We start from the raw sequence: 1,786 nt of genomic DNA on the forward strand, positions 1-1,786 counted from the left end.
GCTCTTTAACAATTTGATCAGGTAATTCATGTGGGCGCTTGCTGATGTTGGTGACAAATCACCCAATATCAAGGCAAGCGACTCAAGCAATAAGGCTTCGAAGCTTCGGCTTTTGAGCTGTTTTGAATGAATTCGTTTGACCTTGAGCCAAGTTTGATTCGCTTTTGTTGCCTTAGGGTGACAAGTAAGAATCACAATGATTGTAAACTGAAGAGTTTGATCATGGCTCAGATTGAACGCTGGCGGCAGGCCTAACACATGCAAGTCGAGCGGTAACAGGTCTAGCTTGCTAGACGCTGACGAGCGGCGGACGGGTGAGTAATGCATAGGAATCTGCCCGATAGTGGGGGATAACCTGGGGAAACCCAGGCTAATACCGCATACGTCCTACGGGAGAAAGGGGGCTTTGGCTCCCGCTATTGGATGAGCCTATGTCGGATTAGCTAGTTGGTGAGGTAATGGCTCACCAAGGCAGCGATCCGTAGCTGGTCTGAGAGGATGATCAGCCACATCGGGACTGAGACACGGCCCGAACTCCTACGGGAGGCAGCAGTGGGGAATATTGGACAATGGGGGCAACCCTGATCCAGCCATGCCGCGTGTGTGAAGAAGGCCCTCGGGTTGTAAAGCACTTTCAGCGAGGAAGAACGCCTGTCGGTTAATACCCGGCAGGAAAGACATCACTCGCAGAAGAAGCACCGGCTAACTCCGTGCCAGCAGCCGCGGTAATACGGAGGGTGCAAGCGTTAATCGGAATTACTGGGCGTAAAGCGCGCGTAGGTGGCTTGATAAGCCGGTTGTGAAAGCCCCGGGCTCAACCTGGGAACGGCATCCGGAACTGTCAGGCTAGAGTACAGGAGAGGAAGGTAGAATTCCCGGTGTAGCGGTGAAATGCGTAGAGATCGGGAGGAATACCAGTGGCGAAGGCGGCCTTCTGGACTGATACTGACACTGAGGTGCGAAAGCGTGGGTAGCAAACAGGATTAGATACCCTGGTAGTCCACGCCGTAAACGATGTCGACCAGCCGTTGGGTGCCTAGAGCACTTTGTGGCGAAGTTAACGCGATAAGTCGACCGCCTGGGGAGTACGGCCGCAAGGTTAAAACTCAAATGAATTGACGGGGGCCCGCACAAGCGGTGGAGCATGTGGTTTAATTCGATGCAACGCGAAGAACCTTACCTACCCTTGACATCTACAGAAGCCGGAAGAGATTCTGGTGTGCCTTCGGGAACTGTAAGACAGGTGCTGCATGGCTGTCGTCAGCTCGTGTTGTGAAATGTTGGGTTAAGTCCCGTAACGAGCGCAACCCTTGTCCTTATTTGCCAGCGCGTAATGGCGGGAACTCTAAGGAGACTGCCGGTGACAAACCGGAGGAAGGTGGGGACGACGTCAAGTCATCATGGCCCTTACGGGTAGGGCTACACACGTGCTACAATGGCCGGTACAAAGGGCTGCGAGCTCGCGAGAGTCAGCGAATCCCTTAAAGCCGGTCTCAGTCCGGATCGGAGTCTGCAACTCGACTCCGTGAAGTCGGAATCGCTAGTAATCGTGAATCAGAATGTCACGGTGAATACGTTCCCGGGCCTTGTACACACCGCCCGTCACACCATGGGAGTGGACTGCACCAGAAGTGGTTAGCCTAACGCAAGAGGGCGATCACCACGGTGTGGTTCATGACTGGGGTGAAGTCGTAACAAGGTAGCCGTAGGGGAACCTGCGGCTGGATCACCTCCTTAAACGATGCGTCACAGTTAGTAAGCGTCCACAATGAATTACCTGATCAGA

General features: G+C 53.7%; 1 rRNA gene. It reads left to right on the top strand.

The features are described 5' to 3' along the window. Positions 1-204: 204 nt before the first annotated feature. Positions 205-1,737: ribosomal RNA gene (locus tag HVA01_RS17315) — 16S ribosomal RNA — on the top strand. The last annotated feature ends 49 nt before the right edge of the window (positions 1,738-1,786 follow it).

This window comes from Halovibrio variabilis (assembly GCF_007991175.1).
GTDB lineage: Bacteria > Pseudomonadota > Gammaproteobacteria > Pseudomonadales > Halomonadaceae > Vreelandella > Vreelandella variabilis.